Annotated in this window: 19 protein-coding genes; 7 read left to right on the forward strand and 12 right to left on the reverse strand. The window is 38.7% G+C overall.

Annotated features, from left to right (window positions below; translation table 11 throughout):
• Nucleotides 1-158 precede the first annotated feature (158 nt).
• Nucleotides 159-1166 (forward strand): AraC family transcriptional regulator, encoded by a 1008-nt coding sequence (locus FW754_RS14700; protein WP_409512345.1) that lies wholly within the window; start codon nt 159-161, stop codon nt 1164-1166.
• Nucleotides 1167-1323: 157 nt separating this feature from the next.
• Here the strand turns inward: FW754_RS14700 and truA are convergent, their stop codons facing one another.
• The 5 genes from truA to asd form a co-directional block, all read right to left on the reverse strand.
• Nucleotides 1324-2121, reverse strand: coding sequence for a tRNA pseudouridine(38-40) synthase TruA (truA, locus tag FW754_RS14705; RefSeq protein WP_409512344.1), 798 nt, complete (start codon nt 2119-2121; stop codon nt 1324-1326).
• A gap of 21 nt (nt 2122-2142) precedes the next feature.
• Complete coding sequence (locus tag FW754_RS14710; RefSeq protein WP_446325071.1) at nt 2143-3120, reverse strand: asparaginase domain-containing protein; 978 nt, start codon at nt 3118-3120, stop codon at nt 2143-2145.
• A 61-nt stretch (nt 3121-3181) separates the two neighbouring features.
• Complete coding sequence (locus tag FW754_RS14715) at nt 3182-4588, reverse strand: hypothetical protein (protein ID WP_446325058.1); 1407 nt, start codon at nt 4586-4588, stop codon at nt 3182-3184.
• Between the two features lie 135 nt (nt 4589-4723).
• A complete protein-coding gene (locus FW754_RS14720; protein WP_446325059.1) occupies nt 4724-6151 on the reverse strand; it encodes a FimV/HubP-related protein in 1428 nt (475 codons plus the stop codon).
• Nucleotides 6152-6299: 148 nt separating this feature from the next.
• Nucleotides 6300-7418 carry an aspartate-semialdehyde dehydrogenase gene (gene asd, locus FW754_RS14725; protein WP_446325060.1) on the reverse strand — a complete coding sequence of 373 codons (1119 nt, stop codon included), beginning with the start codon at nt 7416-7418 and terminating at the stop codon, nt 6300-6302.
• Between the two features lie 189 nt (nt 7419-7607).
• Between asd and FW754_RS14730 the strand changes: the two genes are divergently transcribed.
• Nucleotides 7608-8717, forward strand: coding sequence for an endonuclease/exonuclease/phosphatase family protein (locus FW754_RS14730; protein WP_446325061.1), 1110 nt, complete (start codon nt 7608-7610; stop codon nt 8715-8717).
• A 518-nt stretch (nt 8718-9235) separates the two neighbouring features.
• Here the strand turns inward: FW754_RS14730 and FW754_RS14735 are convergent.
• Nucleotides 9236-10342, reverse strand: coding sequence for a glycosyltransferase family 4 protein (locus FW754_RS14735; protein ID WP_446325062.1), 1107 nt, complete (start codon nt 10340-10342; stop codon nt 9236-9238).
• 51 nt (nt 10343-10393) lie between these two features.
• Nucleotides 10394-11329 (reverse strand): LpxL/LpxP family acyltransferase, encoded by a 936-nt coding sequence (locus tag FW754_RS14740; protein WP_409512338.1) that lies wholly within the window; start codon nt 11327-11329, stop codon nt 10394-10396.
• Nucleotides 11330-11522: 193 nt separating this feature from the next.
• Here FW754_RS14740 and FW754_RS14745 point away from each other — a divergent pair, with 193 nt between their 5' ends.
• Entirely contained in the window at nt 11523-12503 is a 981-nt protein-coding gene (locus FW754_RS14745) for an acyltransferase family protein (RefSeq protein ID WP_446325063.1), read from the forward strand.
• Between the two features lie 93 nt (nt 12504-12596).
• Here FW754_RS14745 and FW754_RS14750 read toward each other — a convergent pair whose 3' ends face one another.
• Both FW754_RS14750 and FW754_RS14755 read right to left on the reverse strand, forming a co-directional pair.
• A complete protein-coding gene (locus FW754_RS14750; protein WP_409512336.1) occupies nt 12597-12821 on the reverse strand; it encodes a hypothetical protein in 225 nt (74 codons plus the stop codon).
• Nucleotides 12822-13547: 726 nt separating this feature from the next.
• Nucleotides 13548-15458 (reverse strand): ATP-binding cassette domain-containing protein, encoded by a 1911-nt coding sequence (locus FW754_RS14755; protein WP_446325064.1) that lies wholly within the window; start codon nt 15456-15458, stop codon nt 13548-13550.
• 35 nt (nt 15459-15493) lie between these two features.
• Here FW754_RS14755 and FW754_RS14760 point away from each other — a divergent pair, with 35 nt between their 5' ends.
• The gene (locus FW754_RS14760) at nt 15494-15739 is read left to right on the forward strand and encodes a SlyX family protein (RefSeq protein WP_409512334.1); all 246 of its coding nucleotides are present in this window, start codon (nt 15494-15496) and stop codon (nt 15737-15739) included.
• Between the two features lie 138 nt (nt 15740-15877).
• Here the strand turns inward: FW754_RS14760 and ybeY are convergent, their stop codons facing one another.
• Genes ybeY through miaB form a run of 3 tightly spaced genes read right to left on the reverse strand, consistent with a single transcriptional unit; the run spans nt 15878 to nt 18953 of the window.
• On the reverse strand, nt 15878-16363 hold the full coding sequence (gene ybeY / locus FW754_RS14765; protein WP_409512333.1) for an rRNA maturation RNase YbeY: 486 nt from the start codon (nt 16361-16363) through the stop codon (nt 15878-15880).
• A gap of 15 nt (nt 16364-16378) precedes the next feature.
• Nucleotides 16379-17464, reverse strand: a complete 1086-nt coding sequence (locus tag FW754_RS14770) for a PhoH family protein (RefSeq protein ID WP_419348732.1) — start codon at nt 17462-17464, stop codon at nt 16379-16381.
• 37 nt (nt 17465-17501) lie between these two features.
• A complete protein-coding gene (gene miaB, locus FW754_RS14775) occupies nt 17502-18953 on the reverse strand; it encodes a tRNA (N6-isopentenyl adenosine(37)-C2)-methylthiotransferase MiaB (protein ID WP_409512331.1) in 1452 nt (483 codons plus the stop codon).
• A gap of 322 nt (nt 18954-19275) precedes the next feature.
• Here miaB and FW754_RS14780 point away from each other — a divergent pair, with 322 nt between their 5' ends.
• The 3 genes from FW754_RS14780 (at nt 19276) to FW754_RS14790 (ending at nt 23101) form a co-directional block, all read left to right on the forward strand.
• Nucleotides 19276-21228, forward strand: a complete 1953-nt coding sequence (locus FW754_RS14780; RefSeq protein ID WP_446325072.1) for a transglycosylase SLT domain-containing protein — start codon at nt 19276-19278, stop codon at nt 21226-21228.
• A 50-nt stretch (nt 21229-21278) separates the two neighbouring features.
• Nucleotides 21279-21941, forward strand: a complete 663-nt coding sequence (locus tag FW754_RS14785; protein ID WP_446325065.1) for a ribonuclease T2 family protein — start codon at nt 21279-21281, stop codon at nt 21939-21941.
• 173 nt (nt 21942-22114) lie between these two features.
• Nucleotides 22115-23101: a malate dehydrogenase gene (locus tag FW754_RS14790; RefSeq protein ID WP_409512330.1), complete on the forward strand. Its 987-nt coding sequence runs from the start codon at nt 22115-22117 to the stop codon at nt 23099-23101.
• The last annotated feature ends 82 nt before the right edge of the window (nt 23102-23183 follow it).

The raw sequence follows: 23183 nt of genomic DNA on the forward strand, positions 1-23183 counted from the left end.
GAGGTTTACAGGTGCCAGATGCATCCTAATTAATCGAACTGATCATGAAACAATTTCTACAAAAAAATACCGATAACTGTTGTCAGTTTGGTCAATCGACTGTAATCTAAAAATCTCTGATTTAAGTATAATGAATAAGATACAAGGAAGGGGACTGCGTGAGTCAGCTAACGGATGCTTCGGTTGTTTTACGATTAGGCTATCAAGCGATCCGACGTGCGGGATTGCCAACAGAAGAAATTTTAACAAAAGCGGGTGTCGCACTGAATCAAGTCGACCAAAATGCACGAACGCCCTTAAATGCACAATATGCATTTTGGGTAGCCGCTGAAGAAGTCAGTAAAAACCCAGACATTGGTTTATATCTTGGTGAGCATCTGCCTTTGTATAGAGGGCAGGTGATTGAGCACTTATTTATTTCAAGTGAAAACTTCGGTGAAGGGCTAAAAAGGGCACTTGCCTATCAGCGTCTGATTAGTGATGCTTTTCATGCTACGCTCGTACAGGAAGACGGTCGTTGTTATCTAACCAATGGCGTACGACCTTGGGCGGAAAATATTGTTAATCGGCATTTTTCTGAATGTGCGATTTCGGGTATTCTTCGATTTTTTAAATTTATTACTGAAGGTCGTTTTGAGCCGATCTATATCGATTTTAATTTTAGTGAAGGTGCAGCAGATGAAGAATATCTTCGAGTCTACGAATGCCCCGTGAGTTTAGGGCAGAAAGAAACCCGTTTATATTTCGATCCTTCCATTTTGGATTATCCGCTGTGGCAAGCCGAACCTGAACTTCTGCAATTGCATGAACAACTTGCGATTGAGAAATTACAAGAATTGGCACGTTATGATTTGGTCGGTGAAGTGCGCCGTGCGATTGGTTCAACTTTAGAAAGTGGCGAGACGACACTTGAAACCGTTGCTGCACAGCTCAGTATTACGCCACGTCGTTTACGGACTCAGTTGTCTGAGGCAAACACAAGTTTTCAGCAGATTTTGTCGGATTATCGTTGTCGTCTTGCAAAAAAACTCTTAGCGAATACGAGTGAAAGTGTTGAACGCATTGTATATTTAACTGGTTTCTCTGAGCCGAGTACGTTTTACCGAGCATTTAAGCGGTGGACGAATGAAACGCCTGTGGAGTATAGAAAGCGTAAACAGCGTTAATATTTCTAATTGTGATACTCAAAAAAGCTTCGAATTGTAATATTCGGAGCTTTTTTATTGGGCTATTGTTTGAGAAAAATAAATGAATGAACAATTCGGTAGATTTAATAAACCATTGGGAATAATTTTCCCATTAAGCATTTAAAATATACTGAAGTTACTCAGGCATATTCAACCAATGTGGTCCTAAAGGCTGTTGAGGTAGTTCAAATTGCTCAGGATAATGTGCCTGAATGAAATATAGACCATCGGGTGGAGCAGTAATACCTGCCGCTTTACGATCTTCTGCTGCAAAAATTTCATCAATATGATCAACATCATATAGACCTTGCCCCACTTCTAATAAGCAGCCCATGATATTACGCACCATGTGATGTAAGAAGCCATCTGCCTGAATATCTAACACTAGATAGTTGCCATGACGAATCAATCGACAATGGCTGACATGACGTACAGGTTGATTGGATTGACAGGCTGCTGCACGGAAACTTTCAAAGTTATGCGTACCTTCAAACTTTTGCGCAGCTACAATCATTTTATCAACATCGAGCGGATAATAGGCATGGGTCACTTGCTTATAGAGTAGTGCAGGGCGACTTGGTGACTGATAAACCACATAACGATAACGACGAGATTTGGCTTTGAAACGGGCATGAAAATCCATATCCATTTCTTTAATCCATTGAATCGAAATATCTTTAGGAAGTTGGCTATTTGCACCCATCAACCAACCCTTTAGTGGGCGAATAGCATTGGTATCAAAGTGAGCGACCATATTGGTGGCATGTACGCCTGCATCGGTACGACCCGCACCATGTAAAATGATTGGTTCATCGGCAATGGTACTAAGTACTTTTTCTAAGGTTTCTTGAATGCTACGCACGCCCGCCTGTTGAGTTTGCCAACCTTTAAACCGCATACCACAAAACTCAATTCCAATTGCAAAGCGTTGCATAAAAACCTCTATTCAGGATGATCATTGCCAATGGTCATGCCATTGTTCCGAAGTGGGGTATTGTAAATAAATTTTCAGAATTTTGGCATAAAGATCGGCTTGAGTATGTGAATTACTCAATAAAATGCCTGTTTCTTTAATCCATTGGCTAATTGCATAGCGTTGATCTATTCCGCCGTGTAGAACTTGTGTAGTGAGAATGGTTTGACAACCGAGTGTACGTAATTGCTGAAATAAATTTATAATTTCATCATTTACTGCTAGGTTTCCTGTACCGTAGGCTTGAATAATTAGGAAGTCAGGTACTTGATTGAGTAGTTGTTTTAAATTTTGGCTAAGTTGATTTTTTTCAATTGGTAACATCATCCAATTGATGATATTGAGCATGTTTGCTTTTTCGATATGCATCATTTCAACGTGTAAAGGCAATAAAGCTTTACTAGAGAAATCTTGGTGCTCTTCCTGAATAGTTATGCCATTGAAGGCATTTAAGTCGGTTGTATGCACTTTAAAGGCTGTTTGTGCATAAAAAACTTGTTGATGGAAAGAAAGATAGACACCTGCTTTAATTTGAGTTATTGCTTCAAGTGATGTATTGAGATTATCTAAGGCATCCGTCTTTGAACGAAGAGCTGTTCCTTCAATATTTAAAAGTGGGAATTGGCTTCCTGTAAGAATAACGTGGCATGACTGTTGTAAAAACTGTGCCAAGACTGCTGATGCATAACTGAGTGTGTCTGTACCATGAATGATAATAAAGTGTTGGAAATTTTGCAGTTGTAAGGTTTGAATCTGCTGAATCAGTTGCAACCAATCTTGAGCCGTACAAGCACTACTGTCTTTAATCGAGGCGGCTTGAAAGCAGCTTACTATAGTTTGATATTTTGTGGGCAATAGCTGTTGTAGCTGCGGAATAAAGGTCGATTCAGGCATCGGGCTTAGTGGTTCACCAATACAACCAAAAGTTCCACCCATATAGATTAAGGCAATTTTATTCATATTCTTCATCAGCATAAAAAAAGCAGTCATAAATGACTGCTTTATCTTAAATCGATTTTTTTTAAGAAGCTATGCGACTCAGTAAATTTTCTGACTGTTCACGTTGTGCAGGGGTGTAATCTTGAGTGCCATTCAATAATTGACGTGCTGAGTCATAGACACCGAGTTCAATATACTTTTCTGCCAAATCCAAATTGAGTTGAGCATCATCGATAGATAATAGCTCAGGGAATGATTGTACGAGTGGATCATTACTTGCTTGTACTGTAGGAATTGATTCAGGTACAAGCTCAGCTTTTTGAGTATCAAAAACTGGTATAGTTGCAACGATTTCTTCTGTTGGTTCGGATAATACAGGCTCAGTAACACTTGGTTCAAAATCAAGGCTTAGGCTTGGTTCGGTTGTTGATACTTCTTGCGGAACTTCTTTTGCAATGTCAAAGTTAAAATCGAGGCTACTGTCAATTTGCGGAGCTATATTTTCTGTTGAAGCAGGCTTTACAGCATCGTGCGTAATTGGCTCAGGCAAATCAAGCTGAAACTCAGGAGAACTGTCCGTTGGATCAATAACGGTTGCCACTTTTTCAATGACAGGGGATTCTTCGGTTTTTGGTGCAATATCAAAACTAAATTCTAAAGGTTGAATATCAGATGTTACTGCTTTTGCGACAGGTTCAACAGGCGCTTCAATCACACTTGGGGTATCAGAATTTAAGCTGAAATTAAAATCTAGAGGTTTAATCTCTGCTTGAGTTTCTTGTACTTGAGGTTCTTTGAGCTCTTGTGAAAAATCAAGCGTTGGAACGGAAGTTTGTTGTACAGGTGCTGATTTTTCAGTATCGAGCTCTGACTGTAATAGGTCAAAACTATTACTTGGTGATGCCGTTGTTGTATTTGGACTGACTAACGCATCAAAAGCAGCAGTAGATTGTGTATTTTGCGTTGCTGGCTCAGCTTTACTTGCTGGAAGATCAAAATCAATACCATCTGATGAAGATTCTTTAACTTGCTCTTCATAAGCTTTTTGTTTAGCGTTAGCTTGTGCTGAAATATCTTCTAAGCCGAGTGAGCGAATATGATTTAGCAACTGATCAATAGCTAGATCATCTTTATGTGCTTGATGAACATCAAGTAAATATAAATACAACTCATGTTGTGAGTTATCTTGATTCAATGCTTGATTGATTTTTGCTTCAGCAGAAAAATAGTTTTTTTCTTGAATTAAGCGTTCAATATTTTTTTTGAAGTCGGCTTTTAATGGTGTTGTCTGTTTTTGAATAACAACGGCATCTTCGACGACTTTGGATTGAGTCTGCCGAGTTTGTGTTGAGCGTGTAGTATTTTTTTTGGTCGACTTTCTACTACTTGCTTTATTCGATTTTTGAGCTTGTTCCTTATTTGCCGATTCGCGCTTTTTCAGCACGATGAGTACTAAAAGTAGTACTACAAAAGGAATCACATACAACATATTTTAACCCCTTCATTGAGATCAATGAACTTTATTCATGAAACTAACATCATCACTATTCATCATTTTTATCGCATTTTCTGCCAAGAAAAAACCAAACAATAGATGTGTAAGTCTATTTAAAATATTAATAAATTACTGTGCAGACTTTTTACTACGATTCTGTTGCTGCAATTGTTGCTGTAGTTGCGCAAGCCTTGCATTCAGCAATTGAATTCTTTGATCTTTTTGCTGTAAAGCTAGTGCTAACTCAGATACATTCTTCTGTAATTTAACCGTTTTTTCTCGGGATGTCATAACTTTTGTAGACAATTCCGCATTTGTTTGATTTTGCTGATGATCTTTTTTCGATTTCCCATGTGTAGCATCAAGACTGTTATCAGCAACAAGGCTCATTTCATCTTGCCCTAAACGATATTTAGCTTTACCCGACTGTTTCTGTGTTGTTGGTGGAGTAATCGCTTTTTGTTTGCTTGTATTTTTTGTCGCTGTTTGGGCGCTATTTGATAGATTTAATGCAACACCACGACGAATACGATTGATATCACCTTGAATAAATGCATGTTCATTATTGGCTTTGATCTGACGCATCACCTCAGGCACGCTTTGATTGCTTTGTGATGCAATACGAGATGCGATTCTCCATAATGACTCATTGGCTTGAACAATATGTTTGTCTGCAGTATTGGTCTTATTTGATGCTGTTTGCTGACTTGATTGCTTATTGGTCGTTGTAGTTTTTGCTTTTTCTTCTACCTGAGGATTTTTCTTTTGAGTCGCTTGATTTTGCTCAGGAGTAGGTAAGACTTGTTCAACAGCCACTTTTGTTTCAGGCTGAACTGTAGCTTGAGGTGTTGATATTATTGTTGGTGTCACTTGAGGATTAAACACAGTTGCATTTGATTTTTCAGAATTTATAACAGCTGTTGAATTCATTAAAGGAGGCGCAGATTTTTGAGTGACCAATGGCGTAATGTGTGACGGCGTAATACTAATGGCAACAGGCGTACTTAATTGAGCAGAAGTATTACTTTGTACAGATGTTGAAACAGATGTAGGTGCAGTATTGAGTGCCTGATATTGTGAGCTACTTGGTAAATTCAATTGAATATCTTTTTCGCTGACAATTATCTGAGGAATCAGTGCTTTTTCAGTTCCTGAGGAAATAGGTTCTGCTACAGGACGACTACGCTTTAGTACTGTTTTAACCTGTTGAATATGGGTTGCTGAGCCTTCTTTAATTTTAAGCAAAATATTCAGTTCAGAGTCGACCACAGGACGTGATGAGGTAATCACAATGACACCACTGCCATCACCGGTACGTCTAGTGAAAAAGTTTAAATGTCCAGGCGGTTGGTGTGCAACGCCAATAGTCATCAGGTCATTTGCTTCAGCAAGCCCAACTTCAATACGCGCATTTGGGTCAGAATGACGGAATTTCATTTCCGCATACAATAAATCCCCAGAACCCGATTGAACCTGAATGGGATCAATGGTAATCGCAAAAGTCTGCGATGAAATAATGGCTAAAATGGCGATTTTTAATTTGTTATATACAGTCATCTCTATCCATTGCTCAGATGAAGTTCGGATCAGCAAAAGTATACAATACCTAGCTGTTATGGAAATGTAAAATATTTACCATCTAGTTACATAAAAAAAGCCGATCTAATGTGATCGGCTTTTCGTTTCGTATCAGATACAAAAAGATTTAAGCATTTTTATAGTCAATTAAGATACGAAGCATACGACGAAGTGGCTCTGCTGCACCCCAAAGAAGTTGGTCACCTACAGTGAATGCACCCAGATATTCTTTACCCATGTTCAACTTACGTAAACGACCAACTGGAACAGATAAAGTACCCGTTACTGCAACGGGTGTTAAATCTGTCATAGAGGCATCACGTGTATTGGGTACAACTTTCGCCCACGAGTTGGCATTGCGTAACATATCTTCGATTTCGTTCAATGGTACATCTTTCTTCAGCTTTAATGTTAATGCTTGAGAATGACAACGCATTGCACCAATACGCACACAGTGACCATCAATTGGAATGATTTGTGATGTTGCTAAGATCTTGTTGGTTTCAACTTGACCTTTCCATTCTTCTTTCGACTGACCGCTTTCAAGCTGTTTGTCGATATAAGGAATGAGTGAACCTGCTAAAGGCACGCCAAAGTTTGCAGAAGGGAAACCTTCGCCACGTTGCAGTGCTGCAATTTTAGAATCGATATCTAAAATGGGTGATTTAGGATCATCTAAAAGATCTTTGGTGTTGTTATACAAATAACCCATACCGTTGATCAATTCACGCATATTCTGCGCGCCTGCGCCTGAAGCAGCTTGATATGTCATCGAGGTTGCCCATTCCACTAAATTATTTTGGAATAGACCACCAAGGCCCATCAACATCAACGAAACTGTACAGTTACCGCCAACAAATGTTTTAGTGCCATTCACCAAACCATCTTTAATGACATTCATGTTGACTGGGTCAAGCACGATGATTGCTTCATCATCCATCCGTAAGGTAGATGCAGCATCAATCCAATAGCCATTCCAACCTTCAGCTTTTAGCTTTGGAAAAACCTCAGAAGTATAATCGCCACCTTGGCAGGTAATAATGACATCCATTTGCTTCAGACTGGTAATGTCTGTCGCTTCCATAAGTGCTGGAGCAGATTTACCACCAAATGCAGGGGCTTCACCGCCTGCATTACTGGTAGAAAAATAAAATGGCTCGAAGTGAGCAAAATCATTTTCTTCAACCATACGTTGCATCAGGACAGAACCAACCATCCCGCGCCAACCGACCAGACCTACTTTCATGTCATTGTGCCTCGGTGCGTTAATAAAAAAATTAAAGGGGTTTCGAGTGTATCAAAAGTGCGCTTAACTGCAAGCGCAACACAATGAAAACAGCAACTATATTGTGCAATATATCTTGTTTATGTTACATGGAAAATTGATATAAATTTATGAATCAATAAAAAAATGAGAATATGAGGATGACAACAAATGATCGGAATTAAAATTCTCGCAGGTATTGTTATTTGGCTGAGTTTTTGGTCACTTATTCCGAGAGATGAGTGGTGGTTTCGAGGTGCAGATTTTCCACGCTTACAGATATTAGCAGTCGGTTTTTTTACTTTGATTGTTTTAATTTTTTGGCAAGCACCTTGGGATTTAATCCGAGAAATAGTTTTACTGGGACTTATAGCGGCTTTGGCTTACCAATTGAAAATGGTATTGCCTTATACGTTTGTTTGGAAGAAGCAAGTTGCTCAAGTACGTCCTGAACAATTAGATGTAAATCGACAAATTTCAATGATTGTATCGAATGTCTTAACACCTAATACCCAATATCATTTACTCATTGAACAAATTACAAAGCACAAACCCGATTTAGTTTTAACTCTTGAAACTGATCAGATTTGGCAAAATGCCTTATCGACCATTGAATCAGATTATCCTTACCGTGTACCTATACCTTTGGATAATTTGTACGGTATGCATTTGTACAGCAAATTAAAACTAATAGATATCGATGTGAAATTTATTCTCAGTGAAGAGATACCCTCTATTCACTGTACTGTGATTTTGCCATCAGGTCAGCCTGTCAGTTTATATTGCTTACATCCAAAACCACCAAGTCCAACGGAAGCCAAAGATTCGACTTTACGTGATGCTGAGTTACTTATTGTGGGAGATCAAATCAAAGACCGTGATGAAAGCTGTATTGTTATGGGAGATTTAAATGATGTTGCTTGGTCGCGAACAACACGACTGTTTCAGCGTATTAGTGGTCTGCTTGATCCTCGAGTTGGGCGTAAATATGTCAATACTTTTCATGCCAATTATTGGTTTTTAAGATGGTCACTCGATCATGTTTTTCACAGTAATGATTTTGCTTTAGTTAAAATGGAGCGATTACCTTTTATTGGTTCAGATCATTTTCCAATTCATGTGATTTTACAAACAGGAAAAGTATTTGAGAAAATTCAGGAAGAATTAGAACAAACCGATGCTGATGAACAAGAAGCACAGCAAGCAATTCAGGAAGGTATTGAAAAGGCTGAAAAAGAAGAAAAGATGGTCACAGATGAAATTGCAAAAGATTATAAATGAATTGGTTGTTGTGAAAAATTGTTAGACAGGAATAACGTGAAAATTTTGAATTTTGTACGCATATGCTTACATCGATTTCAGTCCATAGCGGATAGTGTAAGGATATCTATCAGCTTAATCTATATTCATCGGCAAGGGAGACGGGAATGGAAAGTCCCATATGGAAGATGACGCTGAATGTAGATATCATGGATATGATGACGGTATGGATATCGTAAAATAACAATAAGATTTGAAAGCACAACCTCATAGAACCCGAGTTTTGCAGGATGCAGAACTCGGGTTTTGCTTTGTTTTAGAGATTTTCTGATATAGATGCTTTGATCATAAAAGAAAAGATGAGCAAAAAATAGGCATAAAAATGGTGGCGAATCACCATTTTAAATCACGCTTTTCATTATATTTTAGTACTTATTTACTTGAAATACGCCATATGATATTTCCAACATCATCGGCAATTAAAAGCGTACCTAATTTATATTTGAACAGATATTAAAATTTGTATCGAGAAATAGAAATTAGTTACCTTGAACCACACGTTTATACAGTTGAATGGTCTGATCACACATATCTTTCAAGCTAAATTGGGTAACAGGAGCAACGTATTGAGGGTTATCAATATGCAATTGTACTGCTTCAAATAGAGCGGTTTGATCGTCAACATCAATTAAACCTTGTGGATAGAGACGAGATAAAATTTCTGCAACGCCACCACGTTTCCAACCTACAACAGGTGTACCAACAGAAAGAGCTTCGAGTGCAGTACGGCCAAAGGTTTCTGCTTGATTAGAAAGTGATAACACTAGATCACTCATCGCAAGCCATTCACGAATATCTGAACGATGACCGACAAAGGTAATTTGATCTCGAAGTCCTTTACTTTGAATGGTATTTTCAAGCTCATCTAAATATGTAGCTTTTTTAGGATCAGCACCACCGACGACAACTGCATGAAGTTGTGGATATTGCTGATGTAGTTTTTCAACCAATGCGATTAGTGTTTCGTGTCCTTTGAGACGTGTAATTCGTCCCGGTAAGCAAATTAAAAATTTATTTTCCAATTGAGGAAAATCGATAAAAGTCTGATGGAACCATTGTGCGGGTGGTTGATAGCCATGTGGAAATGCTTGAGGGTCAATGCCTCGAAAGATGCGTACAATGTCTTCAGGTGGGCAATTTTTATAATGATCGGTAATGTATTTGACCACACTATCTGAAACAGCAATGACTTTTTCAGCTTGAGTCATAATTTGACTATAACGATTAATCGAATAAAAACCATGTACGGTACTAATGAGATGTGGGCGCTTCTCAACAGGAATGCCCTTTAATGCAAAATGTGTGAGCCATGCAGGTACACGAGAGCGCACATGCACCACATCAGGTTGATATTGAAGAATCAGTTTTCGTAATGGACGAATTTGCCACAAGCTCGAAAGAGCTTTTTTATGAATAGGTAGGGTTAAATGCGTTGTTCCTTCTTGTTCAAGTGCAGGAACTAAGCGTCCACCATTTGAAACGACAATAGATTCATGACCATCGGCAATGAGCGCACGAGCAATTTCAAGTGTTCCACGTTCCACACCGCCACTGTTCAATTCAGGTAGAAGTTGCATTACTTTCATGGCTTTTCCTTTACAGGTGTTGGCTTGGATGGTTGTTCATTGGATCGATTGTTAATAAATTTTGTCATAGCCGTCAGGTCGTGTTTTAAAACGACGGTGAAACCACATATATTGGGTTGGGGCAATGCGAAGTTGATTTTCAATAATTTTATTGACTCGAGTTGCATCATCTAACTCATCTTCACTCGGTAAAGGCTCAACAATGGGCTCAAGGATGACTTTGTATTGTGGATTTTTAATATCGCCATAACGATAAAAATATAGTGGAATGGCAACAGCTTGAGACATTTTTAACAAACGACGATGCGCCGTGACAGTTGCAGCAGGCGTACCAAAAAAAGGTGCCATAACCCCTTGTTTTAGACCAAAATCTTGATCAGGGCTATACCAAATAGCATTACCATCTTTAAGATTACGAATTAAACCACGCATATTGTCATGGTCAATTTGATTTTTATAAATTGTGCTACGGCAACGGTAAATCAGCATGTCTAATAATGGATTGTTTTGTGGGCGATATACCACATCAAGCTCAAAAAATTGAGTACATAGATAACCACCTGCATCGAGCAAAGTACTATGTGTACCTAAAAGTAGCACACCTTTACCTTCGTCCTGTGCTTTATGCAGATGCTCTAAACCTTCAACAGTGACTCGATTTTTAAACCATTTAGGTGAGTACCACGCATTTAAGGTTTCAAAAATCCCGATCATCATATCGATAAAAACGAGACGTGCATTTTTTTGCACTTCTTCAGGCGACCATTCGGGAAAACATACTTCCAAATTTCGAATGGTAGTTTTACGACGTGATTTTAGTCTGTCATAGGCAAAACTGCCCAATGCTTTTGCTAAACGATGCTGAATTGCCCAAGGTAAAATTGCGAGCATCATCAAACATAAAATCGCCACCCAAATACCCCAATAGCGAGGATGAAGGAACGCCAAATAAAATTGCCCAGGTTGGTAGTTGTGCTTTTTACTCATTGCATCAAAATGATTAAATAGGGGAAAACATGTTGAGTGTAGCATGATCCTTTTTTAAAGCTGAAAATACTACGTGGTGTATTTTTTTAAGTGATATTTTTCAGGCGGTTTTAGATGTGTGATGAATGATTTATTCCGCTTATAATTTCATAAACAACGCTGTAATATCCAAATACTGAATAGAAGCCAACGTATGAGAGATCACTATTTAGATACAACTAAAGCCGTTCTGATCTTTTTAGTGGTCTTTGGGCATTTTTTAGAACGTATGATTGGGTGGGGCAATCCGATTGATCATGTCTTACTGGGCACGATTTATTTTGTTCATATGCCCGCGTTTATTTTTATTTCAGGTTTATTTTATAAAGATAATAAATGGTTTAAAAATATCATCTTTTTTATAGCCTTATATATTCCATTTCAACTGCTTTTTCCATTATTCGATGCACTTTGGTCAGGTAAATTTCAGCTTAATTGGCATATTTTTGAACGACCATATTGGATTCTATGGTATTTACAAGGCATGATTGTATGGACGGTTTTGGCACATTTTTTAATGAAGCTTAAACATTTTGCTGTACCGATATCGATTATTTTATGCTTATTGGTTGGATTAAGTCCTTCGAACAACTACCAATATTCGGTAGGAAGGATTTTTACATTTTTCCCATTTTTTATGATCGGGGTGATGTGTGGAAAGACGCTTATTCATAAAATCCAGCAGTTTCATAAAGCATGGATTCTGGGTTCGATCATTTTATTGATGATTGCAAGTCTAGTATATTTTGCGCAGGTTAAATCCTCTTGGCTATATGGTAGTTATAGCTATGCACAATTGAAAGTCAGTGCCGTAGATGGAACTTTGATTCGTAGTTTTTATATGTTGATATCTACATTAGGAGTGTTTGCTATTTTTGCCCTAAGCAAAACATTGGGCTCACGTTGGGTCAAATTAGGGAAAAATACTTTGCCTGTATATTTGTTGCATGGTTTTGTCGTGATTCTGATTGCCCGTTATCTGAAACTCAATTTGAATATTTATGCTGAAATTGGTATCTGCATTGTCTTGTCTATATTGACGTGTTGGCTGTTGCAACAATCATTTTTTGATAATTTACTGAGAAAAATGTCTTTGTGGTTAACCAAACCGACCGAAAAATTAGATATTAAATAAGATATTAAAGCACTAAATATAAAAATAAAACGCCGCCGCAGAAATCTGGAGTAACTGTGGCGAAGCGTATTGTGAAAGCAAAATATCTAGACATTATTTTTTAGCTAAGGTTTTTTCCTCTGAACTTTTTGCGGCAACTGATGTATGTTTCATGTTTTTATGACCTTCGTGTTTGTGTATTGCTGACTCATGCTGTTTGGTCATTTGTACACTCGATGTTTTTTCAGTGACATGTTGTGTTGGAGTTGAAGCCATTGCAGAGCCTGCGAAAATAGCGGTAGTAAATGCAATTAATAAACCAGATGTTAATTTTTTCATGATCTTTGCTCTTCATTTTTCGAAATCCGAACTGGATTCGATAAAGACATATTCTAATATTTGTGTGAAAATATCATGGAGTCAATGTAGAAAAATATTATCAGATTGCGAATAAAATCAGGTAAATATGAGGACTATAGTAATGTGGTTGTTTTTTTAAGTTCATTTTAATGTAATGCTTGATAATAGTTGCATTTTTATTCAGATTGTTCTTTTCAGTGTGCCAGTTTTATTAAAGTATATTCAATGAAAAAAGCCATCAAGCAACCAATTAATCATGCATAATATTGCACCGTCAATTGTATGGTGATCGATGTCATAAACGGTAACGATCAAGAAGCTAAACAAGCAATACACGTATATTCTGAAGCTTTAAAGATTACACAATTTGATGTGGTCATAAAAATATTCGATACTAAAAATAAATACTCTAAATTGGTATAGTACATATGAAGAAAGCTAGCCTTAGACATTACAAACCAAATAGCAATACCCACTGTTGAGCCAATAAAATTACTAGAAACTTGGCTGAAATTTAACTTTTTATTTTGGTTAAATTAAATGTTAAAAAATGCAGTGAAAGATGCCCGAAGAAAATTTTTTATCTTTTTATCTAATTTTTGAGGCTATTCATATTGGATGTATTGTGACTATTTTTATATTCATAAAATGGAAAATGCTCGAAAGCATTTTCCATTCAAATAGCAGGGTTTAAATAAAGAAAAATTAACCTTTGGTCATTTCTTCCAATTCTTCCCAGCGTTCCATTTTTTCAAGCAATTGCTCATCAATTTCAGCCAAACGTGTAGACATCTTCATGGCTTTATCATTGTCAGATACAAACAAAGAACCATCGGCTAGTTGCGCATTAATTTTAGCTTGCTCTTTTTCAAGCGCTTCCATTTCAGCAGGAAGTTGTTCTAAAGCACGTTGATCTTTATAACTCAACTTTACTTTTTTCGCAGGGGCTTCAACAGGAGTTGCAGCAGCTTCAGCTTTAGCAATGGCTTTTTTTACAGCAGATTTTTGATCAACTGCAGTTTGGTCAGGGCGCTGTTCTAAATAGTCTTGGTAACCACCAATGTACTCGTCAATATGGCCTTTACCATCAAAGACCCAAGTCGATGTTACGACATTGTCCATGAAAGCACGGTCATGCGAGATGAGGAGTAATGTACCTTTATAACCGCCCAACATTTCTTCAAGTAACTCTAAAGTCACCATATCTAAGTCATTGGTCGGTTCATCCATCACAATTAAGTTTGATGGTTTAAGCAATAATTTAGCCAATAAAATACGGTTACGTTCACCACCCGACAATGCTTTTACAGGTGTACGAGCACGCTCAGGTGAGAACAAGAAATCTTGCAAATAACTGTAAATATGGCGACGGCCACCATTTACATCAACAAAATCTGAACCTTCAGAGACGTTATCTTTTACTGATTTTTCAAGATCAAGCGCATTACGCAATTGGTCAAAATACGCCACTTCAAGTTGTGTACCTGTTTTGACTGTACCAGTATGTTCTTGCTCACCTAGAATGGCTTTGATAAGGGTTGTTTTACCCACACCATTGTCACCCACCAAACCAATACGGTCGCCACGAAGTACCAATGCAGAGAAATCTTTGATAATCGGTGCATTGTCGCCAAAAGTCACACTCAAGTTATTAATTTCAAAGACTACTTTACCTGAACGATTGGCATCTTGGGTTGCCATGTTCACTTTACCTTGCTGTGAACGACGCGCTTTAGATTCTTCACGCAATGCTTTTAAATCACGTACACGACCTTCATTACGGGTACGACGTGCTTTAATGCCTTGTCGAATCCAAACTTCTTCTTCTGCAAGCTTTTTATCGAATAAAGCATTTTGCTTTTCTTCAGCTTCCATTTGCATAGCTTTGAGTTCTAAGTAACGTGAATAGTTACCTTCATAACTTCGTAAAGTTCCACGATCAAGCTCTACAATACGCGTTGCAATGCTGTCTACAAATGAACGGTCATGCGAAATGAAAAGTAAAGTTAAATTGTTTTGATCAAGTAAGAATTTTTCTAACCATTCGATACTTTCAACGTCCAAATGGTTGGTTGGTTCGTCAAGCAGTAATACGTCTGGTTGCGTCAAAAGTGCACGAGCAAGAAGTACACGACGTTTACGACCTCCCGATAAATCGGCAAGATCGGCATCAGGGTCTAAGCCCATTTTACTTAAAATAGAATTGACTTTGGTTTCAAGTGCCCAACCATCAAGCTGATCCATCTTATGCTGTAGCTCGCCCATACGATCACAAGCATCCATATCGCCAAGTACACAAGCATCACTCGCTTCATGGTATGCTCTAAGTACAGTTGCAGCTTCGCCTGCACCATCGGCAACGATGTCAGCCACCTTGCCCGAGTCCATTGGGACATCCTGTGCAAGCATAGAAATGGTGATGCCATTTTGTAGTGCAATTTCACCACGATCAGGCAATAAACTTCCCTCAATGAGTTTGAGTAAAGTAGACTTACCTTCACCGTTACGACCAATCAAACAAACTCGTTCGCCGCGTTCTAAATTGAAGCTCGCGCCGTCGAGCAGGGCTGGTCCACCAAATGCAAGTTGGACATCCCTTAACGTAATATAGGCCATACTGTTTCCTGAAAATTCCCCAATGAGGACTAAAAGTGACTAAAGATAAAAGTGTAGATAATCAGGCGTCATTTTCCGCACCCATAGAAGATTTGCAAGTCCGAATTGCATTTTTGGACGATTTAGTTGATCAACTTAATGATCAGGTTGCAAAACAGAATGCGGAAATTGCTGATTTAAAGAAACAAATGCAATTAATTTATCAACGGATTGAATCATCTGATTTGTCAGAAGGTATTGCGAGTTTTGATCCAAATTCAGATCGTCCACCGCATTACTAAGCTAACACACATGTGCATCGACATGATTCAGCATTGATGTAGATGATTACAGCGTAAAGTTGAAACTTCATCGCTTTCCTATGTACTCTGGCATGTGTTTAGCACAGGAAAAGCGATGAATAAATTTGATATTAAAAATCAATTTTCTTTTACAGTGTACGGATTTTCAAAGCCAAGTTTATTTAAAATCTCAATTTCTAATGCTTCCATTTCTTCAGCATCTTCTTCTGAGGTTTCGTGGTCATAGCCCATCAAATGCAATGTGCCATGTACGAGCATATGAGTGAAATGTTCAATGGGTGTTTTTTGCTGTTCAATAGCTTCTTGTAAAACGACAGGAATACAAATGACCAAATCACCAATTGGGAATGTGTCTAAAATCTGTGCCATTTCATCGGGTAGATCGCTTGGAAAAGACAGAACATTGGTCGGTTTGTCTTTTTGACGATATTCCAAATTGAGTTTGTGGCTTTCCGCATTATCGACACAGGCAATGCCCATTTCACAGTCGCTTTGTGTGCCAATAAAACGTAATGTCGTTTCTACAACTTTCTTGATACCACCACGTTTTAAGACCAATTCAGCGGCTTGAAAATCTTGTTGTAGCGATAGACTAAGTTTCAAAATGCATCCTTAAGTTTAATCTTGATGCTGCTGATCTGCTTTAGCATCATTGTCGGAGATTAAGGCGTCTTGACGTGCTTTACGTTCAGCACGTGCTTCAGCACTTAAACGATATTGTTCACTATCCCATCCTTCATAGGCTTCAACAATTTTTTGTACCAATTGATGACGCACAACATCACGAGAATGGAAGTGAGTAACATGAATTTCTTTAATCTTTTCAATTACACGTAGTGCATGTGCTAAGCCCGACTGTTGCCCACGTGGTAAATCGACTTGGGTAATGTCACCGGTAATAACTGCACGAGAACCAAAGCCTAAACGCGTCAGAAACATCTTCATTTGTTCAGGTGTTGTGTTTTGTGCTTCATCTAAAATAACAAAAGCATGATTGAGGGTACGACCACGCATATAGGCGAGGGGAGCTACTTCAATCACTTGGCGTTCAATCAGTTTTGCCACTTTCTCGAAACCGAGCATTTCATACAAGGCATCGTAAAGTGGGCGTAAATAGGGATCAATCTTTTGAGTTAAATCGCCGGGTAAGAAACCAAGTTTTTCACCAGCTTCAACCGCAGGACGGACTAAAAGAATACGTTGAATTTCATTGCGTTCAAGCATATCGACTGCTGCTGCAACTGCAAGATAGGTTTTCCCTGTTCCTGCAGGGCCAACACCGAAAGAAATATCACTGTTTAAAATACGTTGCACGTAGCGCTTTTGGTTGGCACCACGTGGATTAATCCGACCTTTGCGTGTTTGTAACCAAACGTCATCTAAGCCTGAATGTGCATCATCATCGACAAGATCATCTTGCAATTCATGCTCAGTTTGACTGCCTTGAATCATTAAGTGAATGGTATCTGCACTGATCGGCTGTGAAAGTTCGGCTTCTGCATAGAGGCGTTGCAATAAGTTTTCAGCACGTTCTACAACTTCTAAATCACCATCAATAAAGAAGCTGTCACCACGGTTGGAAATATTGACCTGTAAACGTTGTTCGATTTGTTTCAAATGACCGTTATAAGCACCGAGCATGCTTTGTAAACGGTCAAGTGAAATACCCGGGAAAGCTACCGTACGTCGAATCGCTGTCGTCAAGAGATATCCTTTTTATAAAAAAGTTTATGCTCTTACATTACGTCACGTCAGGCTCAAGATTCAAGAGTTCACCGTAAACTAAATTTAAAGTTTTAATTTCAGTAATCTCAATTTCTGCAAAGCGTCCAATCCAAGACGCATCACCGACAAAAGTAACTAAACGTGTATTATCTGCGGTACCAACCAAAAGATTAGGATCTTTATTGGATACATTTTCAATAAGGACACGTTGAACCGTACCGAGCATGGCATCTGTTTTTGCAATACTTGATTGTTTGATCCAATGTTGAACTTTTGCCAAACGCTCTTTTTTCACATCTTCAGGTGTGCTGTCAGGCAGCTCTGATGCAGGCGTACCCGGACGTTTTGAATAAATAAAGCTATAAGAATGGTCAAAGTCTAAATCTTGAATAAACTGATAGGTCTCTTCAAAGTGCGCATCGGTTTCACCAGGGAAACCAATAATAAAGTCTGAAGACAAATGCATATCTGGGCGGACTTTACGTAGTTTGGCAATTTTTTCGATATATACATCAATCGTGTGATTACGTTTCATGGCTTGTAATACATCATTTGAACCGCTTTGAACAGGCAAATGAAGGTGTGAAACCATTTGTGGTAAGTCACGGTAGCATTGAATTAAATCATCATTAAATTCAAGTGGATGTGATGTCGTATAACGTAGACGACCAATACCTGGAATTTCTGAAACAAGGCGAAGGAGGTCTGCGAAGGTGCAAATTTCACCTTCAAAGGTTTCACCGCGGTAGCCATTGACATTTTGACCGAGCAATGAAATTTCACGCACGCCTTTTTCAGCCAAAACCGCAATTTCTGCCAATACATCATCGAGCGGACGAGAAACTTCTTCACCGCGTGTATACGGTACAACACAGAAAGAGCAGTATTTTGAACAGCCTTCCATAATCGAAACAAAGGCCTTATAGCCTTCAACACGAGGCTCAGGCAAGAAGTCGAATTTTTCAATATCAGGGAATGAAATATCAACTAATTTGATTTTTTCTTTCTTTGGCTTTTCAACTTGATCAAAATGTTGATCTAGCATTTGCGGTAAACGGTGCAAAGTTTGAGGACCAAAAACCATGTCGACATAGTTGGCACGTTTTTGAATGTTGTCACCTTCTTGTGAGGCAACACAACCACCTACACCAATGATCAGGTCAGGATTTTTTTCTTTCAGTTTGCGCCAGCGACCCAATTCAGAAAACACTTTTTCTTGCGCTTTTTCACGAATTGAACAGGTATTCATTAATAGAATATCGGCATCTTTAGGATCTTTGGTCAGCACATAACCGTGCGAATCACCCAATAAATCTGCCATACGATGACTGTCATACTCATTCATCTGACACCCTTGAGTTTCGATATACAGTTTTTTGACTGAGCCATCGAGTGGGATGTGCTGTGGCTGGATAACAGTGTTTTCTGAGGCAGCTTGGGCGGTAGGGATGAAGGTTTCAACCGTCATGGAGGTATTTATCCTATAACTGTAATTAAATTTCAGAAAAATTAAACTTTAAAATAATCGGGTGTTTCGATGTGATATTTTCGTGAACATCGAAAAGCGCATTATTTTACAGCATTTCATCACAAAGACCTATGCTTTATCTAAATCGCTTTGAAATTGAAAAATAAGAATAAAAAATGAAGACTATTATTAAATATGAATCATAAGGTTACATAACAGAACAGTAGAAATGGATTAGAATAATTAAACTAAGCACAAATACGTGCCAAGTTAGAATAATGGGCAAGTCATGCAAAATGAAAGAATGGTTGTGAATAAAACAATGTTAAATGAAGTAATCAATCAAAAAAAATTAAAGTCTTATGCATTCGGTTTATTGGCATGTACTGGATTTCAACTTACGCATGCAGCGGAAGAGCAATTTAATGATGCTTTACGTAATGCCAGTAACCCTTCAGCATTGGAGCAATATCGTTATGCCATGCAAAATGATGCGCTCGGATATTATCCTGAATATTGGTCATTGAATTCAAATTTGGCATTTCAACCATCATCGAGCATTGTCGCTTTCGCTCAGCGTTATCCACAATCGGCAATGGCAGAAAAACTCTCTGCAGATTATGTCGAAGAAAAAGTAAAACAAGCAGATTATGCCAATGCCCAACCTGTATTACCTTATGTGACCAATGCCGATCAGGCTGAAAGCTGTGCCGTTGCACAAGTCCGTGCGAAAACAGGCGACTCATTGGTCTATGCCGAGTTTAAAGATGTATGGCTCAATACGAGTTCACAACCCGAATCCTGTACAGGCTTGGGGCGCTTAATGCTGACTAGTCCATTAATGACACAACAAGACCGCCAACAACGTTTATATGCACAGTTACGTGCAGGGCAGTCAGGGCAAGCGATTGCAACAGCACAGAGTATAGGCGTAACTTTATCCTTGGCGCAGTTTAATCAAATTCAAGCCAATCCATTGAACTACTTATGGAGTGCGCCTAAAAATAACGTGCAAGATTATGCGTATTTAGTATTTGCACTTGGGCGTGCTGCCGATACAGATTTAACTTCTGCAATGCAGTCTGTACCACGATTGGTACAGGGTGTACCTGCCGATGTACAAAAGTATATTTACAGAACCGTTGGTTATATTGGTGGTACAACGGTGATGAAAAATAATTTCAACCGTGAAGTTTTACAAAACTTTGATGCAAGTTATGGCGTTCCTTTTAGCTCCGAAGAAGCAGAAGTTTATGCACGTCAAGCCATTCGTTTTGGTTCTTGGGAGAGCGTGATTCGTGCTATTGATAGTATGAGCATGACACAACGGCAGGAAGATCGTTGGCAGTATTGGCTTGCTCGAGCATCTGAACAGCGAGGCGATAAAGGCTCTAAAAAAGCGGCAGAAGAAATTTATAAACGACTTGCCATGTCAGGTGAGGACTATCATAATTTGCTTGCAAAAGATCGAATTGGGCAACGTTACAATGCTTCTGCACCGCAAGAGCAACCTTCTGTGAGTGATCAGACACGTTTAAATCAAGATATTCATTTCCGTCGTGCTTTTGCTTTACGAAATATTGACGCACCTGCGGTCTATACAACACGTGAATGGAACTGGGCAGTTCGTCAAGCTTATTTGAAACATGATGATGGTTTATTACTTGCGGCAGCGAAACGTGCAAGTGATATGGGGTGGTATGATCGTGCAATTTATGCAGCAGATCGTACCGAGAAAAAACATAACTATACCTATCGTTATGCAACACCACATCAGGCAACTGTAGTTAGCCATAGTCGAAATGTAGGTATTGATCCTGCTTGGGCATATGGTTTAATGCGTCAAGAAAGTCGTTTTGTGAGTGCCGCACGTTCGCATGTTGGAGCAGGCGGTTTAATGCAAATTATGCCAAACACTGCTAAATTGGTCGCGAAGCAAATGGGGGAAACTTATAATCCTGCTGCATTGACGGATACCAATACCAATATTCGCTACGGTACGTTTTATTTATCCATGATTCAAAATCAACTGAGTAGTAACCCCGTACTTGCAACAGCAGGTTATAATGCGGGACCCAATCGTGCCAAGAGATGGCAACCCGATTATCAAAGTTTATCTGCCGATCAATATACTGAATCGATTCCTTTGAGTGAAACACGTGACTATGTAAAAAATGTCATGACTAATGCCACGCATTACGGCATTTTACTTGGGCAAGGGCCACAAATTATTGAAAGTAGAATGCCGACTATTCCAATGCGAAGCATTCAGTAAAGTATTTTTGATCATGTGATGACAACAGTTGAGATATTGGAAATCGTAAAATGAAGTACAACATTTTTAAGTCTTTGAAGCAAAAGGTTAATGCATGGCTTTATGCTATGACAGGTCTTTTTTGTTTTAGTGCTGGAAATGTTGTTGCTGCACCTGTTGTTCAAGGATATGTCATGCAGGTGCAAATGACACCTGCAGTCTGTGCAATGGATAGTAGCAAGAAGAAGCAACGAAAATGCTTGGAAGGTTATTCATTGACTGTTACTGGTTTGTTGCCTGAAACGACTCAGGCAGATTGTTCGACCAATACATCGGCAACATTATCACCATTACAAGCTAAAGTTGTTGCACGGGTTATGCCTGAAGAAAGCGCACGTGTTCAGTTATGGCGTAGTGTGGGGGGGTGTATTCCTTCTAATGCAAGTCAGTATTTTAGAACATTGATTAATTTTGCAGATCGTTTAAAGATTCCTGCTGATTTAACGGGTTCTGAAAATAAGCAAGTACAACACAACGCTTTACGTGCTCAATTTATTCGTTTAAATCCAGGTTTAACAGTCAATGGTATACGTTTTAATTGCCAAAATTTGCGTTCGACTCCTGTACTTACAGAAGTACAGGTTTGTTATAAGGTGAATGGTCAGTTTAAGCAATGCTCTAGTCATGTCGTTTCAAATTGTCCAAGCTCATTTAGCGTTCAAGGCTCATATTGAGTTTATCGATGATAAATTAACTGTTGATTTTTTTATTATACTTTTGTTGAAAATCATTTTCTTTTAAATGCATAACCGAAAAGATTGGAGTACAATCTTGGACGTTTAAGATGATTGGATTGGATAGACTAACTATCTAATCGCATTGAATATCCTCAATTGGAGATAATTAGATGAAGCAAGCAGTTCGTGTTGCCGTTACTGGCGCCGCAGGTCAAATTGGTTACAGCCTATTATTCCGTATTGCTAGCGGTGAAATGCTTGGTAAAGACCAACCTGTTATTTTGCAATTATTAGAAGTTCCATTTGAGAAAGCTCAAGCTGCGCTTAAAGGCGTAATGATGGAACTTGACGACTGTGCTTTCCCATTATTGGAAGGTATGGTAGGTACTGATGATCCTAAAGTTGCATTTAAAGATGCAGATTACGCTCTTTTAGTTGGTTCACGTCCACGTGGTCCTGGTATGGAACGTGCTGAATTACTTAAAGTAAATGGCGAAATCTTCATTGGTCAAGGTCAAGCACTCAACGAAGTTGCGAGCCGTGATGTTAAAGTTCTTGTTGTAGGTAACCCTGCAAATACAAATGCTTACATTGCAATGAAATCTGCTCCAGATCTTCCAGCGAAAAACTTTACAGCAATGTTACGTCTTGATCACAACCGTGCGTTGACTCAACTTGCTCAAAAAGCTGGTGTTGCAGTTTCTGATATCGAAACAATGACAGTTTGGGGTAACCACTCTCCAACAATGTATGCTGACTACCGTTTTGCAACTGTAAACGGCGAAAGCTTAAAAGACAAAATTAACGATGCTGCTTGGAACAAAGATGTATTCCTTCCAACTGTTGGTAAACGTGGTGCTGCGATCATCGAAGCACGTGGTTTGTCTTCTGCTGCGTCTGCTGCAAATGCTGCAATCGACCATATGCGCGATTGGGCTCTTGGCACAAACGGCAAATGGGTAACAATGGGTATTCCTTCTGACGGTTCTTATGGTATTCCAGAAGGCGTTATGTTCGGTTTCCCTGTAACAACTGAAAATGGCGAATACAAAATCGTTCAAGGTCTTGAAATTGATGAATTCAGCCGTGAGCGTATCAATTTCACTCTAGATGAGTTAGAAGGCGAACGTGCAGCAGTTGCTGACATGATTAAATAATTTAATCTTTTGAAAGATTGAGTTAGAAAAAGCACCCTTTTAGGGTGCTTTTTTATTTCGAATCGCTTTTTTAAAAATGGAT

Source organism: Acinetobacter sp. 1207_04 (assembly GCF_052850415.1).

What these genes read in the sequence shown, in the direction of transcription:
- truA (WP_409512344.1), bottom strand. Translation starts at nt 2,121, where the DNA reads ATGCAACGCTTTGCAATTGGAATTGAGTTTTGTGGTATGCGGTTTAAA.
- FW754_RS14710 (WP_446325071.1), bottom strand. Translation starts at nt 3,120, where the DNA reads ATGAATAAAATTGCCTTAATCTATATGGGTGGAACTTTTGGTTGTATT.
- FW754_RS14715 (WP_446325058.1), bottom strand. Translation starts at nt 4,588, where the DNA reads ATGTTGTATGTGATTCCTTTTGTAGTACTACTTTTAGTACTCATCGTG.
- FW754_RS14720 (WP_446325059.1), bottom strand. Translation starts at nt 6,151, where the DNA reads ATGACTGTATATAACAAATTAAAAATCGCCATTTTAGCCATTATTTCA.
- asd (WP_446325060.1), bottom strand. Translation starts at nt 7,418, where the DNA reads ATGAAAGTAGGTCTGGTCGGTTGGCGCGGGATGGTTGGTTCTGTCCTG.
- FW754_RS14730 (WP_446325061.1), top strand. Translation starts at nt 7,608, where the DNA reads ATGATCGGAATTAAAATTCTCGCAGGTATTGTTATTTGGCTGAGTTTT.
- FW754_RS14735 (WP_446325062.1), bottom strand. Translation starts at nt 10,342, where the DNA reads ATGAAAGTAATGCAACTTCTACCTGAATTGAACAGTGGCGGTGTGGAA.
- FW754_RS14740 (WP_409512338.1), bottom strand. Translation starts at nt 11,329, where the DNA reads ATGAGTAAAAAGCACAACTACCAACCTGGGCAATTTTATTTGGCGTTC.
- FW754_RS14745 (WP_446325063.1), top strand. Translation starts at nt 11,523, where the DNA reads ATGAGAGATCACTATTTAGATACAACTAAAGCCGTTCTGATCTTTTTA.
- FW754_RS14750 (WP_409512336.1), bottom strand. Translation starts at nt 12,821, where the DNA reads ATGAAAAAATTAACATCTGGTTTATTAATTGCATTTACTACCGCTATT.
- FW754_RS14755 (WP_446325064.1), bottom strand. Translation starts at nt 15,458, where the DNA reads ATGGCCTATATTACGTTAAGGGATGTCCAACTTGCATTTGGTGGACCA.
- miaB (WP_409512331.1), bottom strand. Translation starts at nt 18,953, where the DNA reads ATGACGGTTGAAACCTTCATCCCTACCGCCCAAGCTGCCTCAGAAAAC.
- FW754_RS14780 (WP_446325072.1), top strand. Translation starts at nt 19,276, where the DNA reads ATGTTAAATGAAGTAATCAATCAAAAAAAATTAAAGTCTTATGCATTC.
- FW754_RS14785 (WP_446325065.1), top strand. Translation starts at nt 21,279, where the DNA reads ATGAAGTACAACATTTTTAAGTCTTTGAAGCAAAAGGTTAATGCATGG.
- FW754_RS14790 (WP_409512330.1), top strand. Translation starts at nt 22,115, where the DNA reads ATGAAGCAAGCAGTTCGTGTTGCCGTTACTGGCGCCGCAGGTCAAATT.